5 protein-coding genes are annotated in these 6,888 nt (G+C 45.3%); 3 read left to right on the forward strand and 2 right to left on the reverse strand.

Going from position 1 to position 6,888, the window contains the following annotated elements:
- The first annotated feature begins 178 nt into the window (after positions 1 to 178).
- Both Q0668_RS15385 and Q0668_RS15390 read left to right on the forward strand, forming a co-directional pair.
- Positions 179 to 2,398: a serine/threonine-protein kinase gene (locus Q0668_RS15385; RefSeq protein WP_298866235.1), complete on the forward strand. Its 2,220-nt coding sequence runs from the start codon at positions 179 to 181 to the stop codon at positions 2,396 to 2,398.
- Between the two features lie 147 nt (positions 2,399 to 2,545).
- Positions 2,546 to 2,962 (forward strand): hypothetical protein, encoded by a 417-nt coding sequence (locus Q0668_RS15390; RefSeq protein ID WP_298866237.1) that lies wholly within the window; start codon positions 2,546 to 2,548, stop codon positions 2,960 to 2,962.
- Between the two features lie 134 nt (positions 2,963 to 3,096).
- Here Q0668_RS15390 and eno read toward each other — a convergent pair whose 3' ends face one another.
- Both eno and Q0668_RS15400 read right to left on the reverse strand, forming a co-directional pair.
- Positions 3,097 to 4,461, reverse strand: coding sequence for a phosphopyruvate hydratase (eno, locus tag Q0668_RS15395; protein ID WP_298866239.1), 1,365 nt, complete (start codon positions 4,459 to 4,461; stop codon positions 3,097 to 3,099).
- A gap of 116 nt (positions 4,462 to 4,577) precedes the next feature.
- Positions 4,578 to 5,624: a phosphotransferase gene (locus Q0668_RS15400; RefSeq protein WP_298866241.1), complete on the reverse strand. Its 1,047-nt coding sequence runs from the start codon at positions 5,622 to 5,624 to the stop codon at positions 4,578 to 4,580.
- Between the two features lie 401 nt (positions 5,625 to 6,025).
- Between Q0668_RS15400 and Q0668_RS15405 the strand changes: the two genes are divergently transcribed.
- Positions 6,026 to 6,888 (forward strand): hypothetical protein (locus Q0668_RS15405; protein WP_298866243.1); only part of this gene is annotated, 863 nt, incomplete at its 3' end.

The raw sequence follows: 6,888 nt of genomic DNA on the forward strand, positions 1-6,888 counted from the left end.
CTAAGTCACCGCTCGTTGACCCGACGAGACTGTTGGCAGACGAGATAAACCCATTAATATAAGATTGATCAATCAGAGAAAGGATTCGCACCTTTATACCATTGATCAGGTCAGTCTTCTACTAATATTTTCACCATAACGACATAGTGTTCCCATTTGACAGAGCTGGAGCGAACAGTTGCCTGAACCTGTCCCACAACAAGATTTATCCGACAGTCAAAGTATGTTGACTGCGCTGACAGAACTAATGGAACAGTTTGTCAATGAGTGGGAAGCGAAAGAATCTCCGCCCGAATTAAAAAATTATTTTCAAAACCAGCTACAGCCCAACCACTTCATGTTAATCGAACTGATTAAAATCGATCTGGAATTTCGCTGGCAGCAATTTAATTTCCCCAAACGAATCACGGAATATTTCGATGAGTTCCCCATGCTTCTGGAAGAAAGCGTTCCCGTTGATTTGCTATACGAAGAATATCATCTTCGCCGACAAAATGGTTTTGATGCTGATCCCGAGGAATTCCTCAGGTTATTTCCTACAGTGGCCCCGCAGCTGGAACAACTTTTTGGTTTGAACCATGACTTTGTCTCCACCAAAATATTTAAACCACCCGCTACAGAGGTATTTGACAGTTTTAAGCCAGGGGATACGATTGATGAATTTGATTTATTGACATTGCTGGGAAAAGGTGCTTTCGCAAAGGTTTATCAGGCGCGTCAGAATTCCATGCAACGCCTGGTAGCTTTAAAGATATCGGGGAATTCCAGTACGGAACCACAAACGCTCGCACAGTTGGATCATGATAATATTGTACGTGTTTTCGACCAGCGATTAATCTCAGACCAAAAAGTCCGCCTGCTATATATGCAATACCTCCCGGGTGGCACGTTACAACCTGTGATTGAACATATCCGAAAGACGGCTCCCTCGGAAAGATCGGGCAGAGTCCTGCTCAATGCCATCAACGAGTCGCTGGAATTCCGAGGAGAATCCTGCCCTTCTGAATCCATGACCCGACAGACTTTGAACTCCCTTTCATGGCCTGAAACGATTTGCTGGTTAGGTATTCGTCTGGCAAATGCATTGGACTATGCTCATCAAAAGGGAATATTGCACCGCGATATCAAACCCGCCAATGTTCTCCTGACAGCAGAGGGCATACCGAAACTGGCTGATTTTAACATCAGCTTCAGCTCCCATGTAACAGGTACCACCCCCGCCGCCTACTTCGGCGGAAGTCTGGCTTACATGTCACCAGAACAACTCGAAGCTTATGACCCCACTCATAGTCGACTCCCCGAAAGCCTCGACGAAAGAAGTGATATTTACTCGCTAGGCTTGATGCTTTGGGAATTATTGACGGGTATGCGCCCCTTTCAAGATCCTTCCCTCCAATCCGGCTGGTCAGCCTTAATAAAGCAGATGATTCAACATCGCAAAACGGGACCTTCATTGAGAAACATGCCACAACACCTGCCTCCTGACTGTCCGGAGCATTTGATAACCGTTTTGCAAAAGTGCCTGGCCCCCTCTCCCGAAGATCGCTGGAACTCTGGTGCTGAACTTACCAGTCAACTGGAATTATGTCTAAATCCCAGAGCACAACAAATACTGTTTCCCTCTCCCACAAGCTGGTTTACTCGACTGAAAGGCTGGGAAATTCCGCTGATCATTTTCATTGTTGCCATTCCAAATATTCTGGCCGGTTTATTCAACTTCTTTCATAATCAAAAACATATCATTGAACACTTGAAAAATTCGCAAGATGCGTTTTGGCAAATACAATCGATTATTAATCTCATTGCTTATCCTCTGGGATTGAGTTTGATTGGCTGGCTTGCCTGGACGGTTCTACGATTTCCAGCAACCAATACAGATGAAAACCAGTTAAAAGATCAGAAAGCTGCCGCCATGCAAAAGCGGTGTCTTCGATTAGGACATTATGCTGCTCTGATCTGTATCACAGAATGGATCATCGCAGGAATTGCGTATCCCATTAGTATGCACTATGCAATCGGATCTCTGCAGATCACGGACTACATTCATTTCCTGGGCTCACTCTTACTATGTGGCTTGATCGCCGCCAGTTATCCTTTTTTTGGAGTTACCTACATCAGCCTGCATGCCCTTTATCCTCGATTACTGCAATCCAATGAATTTCGTCAGCAGACGCCACAAATCTTCGTTCAAACCAAACGGCTGACTTGGATCTATCTGATCATGGCTTTTTTAGTGCCTACGCTGAGTATTGCCACTCTGGCGCTGATTAATCTGGATGACAAGCTCGCCATCGGAATTCTGACAGTTGCCGGAACTCTAGGCGCCGTCAGTATTTTTCAGGTATTTCAGTCACTGCACGCCGATTTGGATGCGCTCAATGAAATGTACTCGAAATAACCAACACAAACACATGGACATACGAACCAGTCATCCGCCTCTGATTATTATTCTAAAAAGGTTGTAACAAATCTGGAGCGTTCCCGCTTGGTTGAGTGTGAGACAACAAACTCAACTCAAACCAATCTTCACTAAAGGAACGAAACAATGAAATTTGCAGTCACCCTCTTCACATGTGTCGTAATGACCTTCATCGCAGCAACAGAAGACGCCTCCGCTGGATCGAATCGATATTCAGGAAAATCCTCAGCAAAATCTTCAAATCGCTCTTCCAACTATCGTAATTACCAAAACAATAATTACAAAAATCGGAACTATAGTAACCGCTCTTCTTATTCGCAAAAAAATCAAACTTTGAATAGCAAGAATAAGAATTTCGGTCACAACTATGGACACAAAAACTATGGCTATAAAAACTATGGTCACAACAATTACGGGCACCATTATGGACACCACAATTATGGCCATCATTACGGTCACAACTACGGTCATCATTATGGAAACCACTATGGGCATCACTACGGACACCATAATGGCCACTATTACTTCAACAAAAAGAAATAAATTCTCTGGTATAGCTCTATGGATAAAAAGAAGTACATTGATATTGAGTCAAACATTGCAGAAAAAACAGAACGCCATCTAAAAAACCTCCGAATATTTCGGAGGTTTTTTATGCTGCCAATTGGAAACATCGACTATTTCAATGAAGAAAAGATCGCCCCGCCATGATAACCGGCGCGGCCTGATAATCGTTCTTCCAATCTGAGTAACTGATTGTATTTCGCTAAACGTTCACTGCGGCCAACCGACCCCACTTTTAACTGCCCTGCTCCGGTCGCTACAACGAGATCTGCAATTGTAGTATCTTCTGTTTCACCACTACGAGCCGAAACAACAGGCCAATAGCCATGATCAATGGACATCCTTAATGTTTCCAATGTTTCAGAAAGCGTACCAATCTGATTCAATTTGATTAATACACTATTTGCTGTCTGACTTTGAATTCCCTGCTGCAAACGATCACGATTGGTCACAAACAGATCATCGCCGATCAATTGTACGCGATGCCCTAACCTCTCCGTCAATTTTTTCCAACCAGCCCAATCATCTTCTGCCAATCCATCTTCGATGCTGATGATCGGATAGGTATTCACCCAGCGTTCCAGCAGATCAATCACATCATCAGAGGAGAGCGCCTCTTCACCTGTTGCATTTAAGTGATAGGTTCCAGACTCTGCGTCATAAAAATGTGTACTGGCAACATCCAGTCCAATTGCCACATCGTCACCCGGTTTTAATCCCGCTGCTTCGATTGCTGCCACGACAAATTTGACCGCTTCACTGTTACTGCTTAATTTGGGGCCATATCCCCCTTCATCTCCAATCAAAGTTCCTTCGTGTCCTGTCTTATTCAGGATTTGACCGAGTCTGCGATAAATTGTCACAATCCATTCGAATGCCTGACGATAAGAAGTGGCACCAACCGGCAGAATCAAAAAATCCTGAAAGTCGAGATTCCGCCCCGCATGCAGACCACCTGAAATCATGTTGACCATCGGCAGGGGCAATAACATGGATTGGGATAATAATGAAGTCCGCTGCGGCTGAACTGCCCCTCCCGCAGGAGAGGGAGCCGGGTATTCGGACCAGATTTCGGCAAAACGTTCTACAGGCGTTTGGCCTTGAGATTCAGCAGCAGCATAGGCGGCTGCCAGAGACGCACCCAGAATCGCGTTCGCCCCCAGTCGAGATTTGTTCTCTGTGCCATCCAGCTCACATAATTTCTTATCAATGCTTTGCTGGTCTGAGGCATCCTGACCGATTAATGCCTCTGCGATCTCACCGCGCACATGCTCGACCGCCTGAGTTACACCAAGACCATCGAAACGTTCTGAATCCTGATCACGCAATTCGACAGCTTCGAATTTCCCGGTACTGGCGCCACTGGGAACCATTGCTCTACCGGGCCGAGAATTTGCGCAGCAAATCTCTACTTCAACTGTAGGATTACCTCGGCTATCAAAAACCTCGCGCGCATGGACAAACTCAATTTGCGTCATGACAGAACATTCTCCTGACTGTCGATGTCAATAAATAAGTTAACGTACACAATTACAATTGTTTGGTTCTACTCTCCAACATAGCAGGAATTCCATGAATCGTCACCTGTATGTACTCAGGAATTCAACATCTCGTTTAATCGTAACGTTGTTTGCGGGATCGAAACGGGAGGATTAAAGATTAAAGAAAGTGCAAAAGATCGAACCTGATCCAGCAATATCGATTCCGTGAGATAATCAACCGTGCTCTTTCCATCGACACGCGCTAACATACAAGCCGCCAGATGCTTTATTGTTCGCAATCCCAGTTCCTGCTCTTCCATTTCGCTAACACGTGAATGATCGCCCGTTGGTAAAGTAGATCCGTGATTAATATATTGGTCCCAAAAACACTCTGCCAATTCAATACACGCAACACCTTCCTGTTGAAAACAGATTGCTTTCAGTAACAGATGGCTGAGGAAAAAACCAAGGTCAAACGCAGGATCGCCAAAATGAGCCGTCTCAAAATCGACTAAATGAATCCCTTGATCGGTGATCAGAATATTTTTCGGACTGAAGTCAGCCAACACCAGACAGAGTCGATGAGCCGACATGTCGTTGATTAAATCATCTACCCAGGTTTTGATTTCCGGATGTGCTTTTACAATAAACCGATAGAAAGGGTCTATTCTCAACTGGTCAAATATTTCCCAGTCCCCCCATCGGGCTTCATATTGTTCATTCAAAAAACTTTTCCGGTGAATGGCACTCAAATAATCTCCCAACTCACGCGCAATTTGGGGATCGAATTTTCCATCTAACAAAACCGCTTTCCAAACTTGATGATGTTCGTCGATCGCCTCCATCGCAAAGAGATAATTCTCTCGCTCTTCAAACAAAACTCGTGGTACCACCCCTTCCGGCAATAGATGCTCCAACTCCTGCATCACTTCCCATTCGCGCCAAATACGATCCAGATGACTGAACCACTCCGCCTGTGTCCGTAGCTGCTTTCGTGATTGTTTGATTACAAAATCGGCCTCAAACTCACGATGTATACGAATGACTATGTTGGAAACACCCCACGCTAATGCGTCGGCAGAAGCTGTTTCCACAGAATTCAGATGCTGTTTTTCCTTCAAATACCCAATGACATTCTCTGCTGTGATCTCCTCGAACATAAATCCTTCCTATATCTATCAAACGCCATTGTGTTAATGATTGTTAACGCTTTGAGCTGTTTCAGGCTGTTTTGATCTCAAAACGGAATGCTTTCAGTGACAACCCAGTCAAAATTATTACGGCCCCTGCCATGTTCTGCTACTGATATGTGCCACATAATCGTCACAAACTGATGCGTCTCCCGAATTACCTGACCGCTTCCACATTAATAGCCGTCAAACTGAGTTGCAAAAAAGTTGGTTTACAAGCAACTTTTTGTTGCCAGGACCGTTTAATATGCTGTAAGATTAAAGTAACGGGAAATTTGTAAATAAAAACAGCGTTCCCATTTGCTCAATGACTTCTATTCTTACATCACGCTTGCGTGGTATTCTCTTAGTGAACCACAGGAACAATTTCTATGTTGTCCACAAAACATGCCATCTCCCGATTCATGACCTTTCTCACTGTTGGTTTTTTGGCGCTCTGCCTCAGCACCAACCTCGAAGCCGCGAAGAAATCACTCCGGCCTCAAAAATATAATCCCGCGGCCGAAAAGATAGACGATCTTTTCGTGGCGATGGAATCGGGTAAGGTCGATGTCAAAATCATTGCCAAAAGTTCAAAGGGTGGTAATGTACTGATCACGAATAATGAGTCGAAGCCACTAAATGTCAAACTACCAGAAACATTTCTTGCAGTTCAAGTCTTGAAGCAAGGCGCCCTCGGCGGTGGCCTGGGTGGCGGGCTTGGTGGTGGTGGTCAAGGTGGCCAGGGAGGCCAGGGCCAAACCTCAGGTGGCGGTGGTCAAGGTGGTCAGGGTGGTGGACTTGGTGGCCAAGGCGGCGGTGGTGGCGCTGGTGGTGGATTCTTCTCCATCCCTCCTGAAAAAACGGTATATGTCCCTTACACTTCCGTCTGCCTGGAACATGGAAAATTAGAACCAGCACCTCGCATGGACTACCGAATGGTTAAAACAGAAGAAATGGTCAAAGACCCTGCACTTCAGGAACTTCTCAAATTTGTGGCAACGGGTCGTGTCAATCAACAGGCTGGACAAGCCGCAGCCTGGCATCTGGCAAATAAAATGAGCTGGCAGCAGTTGGCATCTAAATCAGTCAAACATTTAGGCGGTGCCCCTTCCACTCCTTACTTTAAGACAAACGAACTTCAGTTCGCGGCTCAATTAGTGGGAATGGCTCAGGAACGTGCTCGTAATCGAAAAGAAACTGCCAGCAGCTCTGAAGAAAAAACGCAAAGCAGAAAAGAGACCGTCCGCAGCTT

The sequence above is a fragment of the uncultured Gimesia sp. genome (assembly GCF_937910335.1).
GTDB lineage: Bacteria > Planctomycetota > Planctomycetia > Planctomycetales > Planctomycetaceae > Gimesia.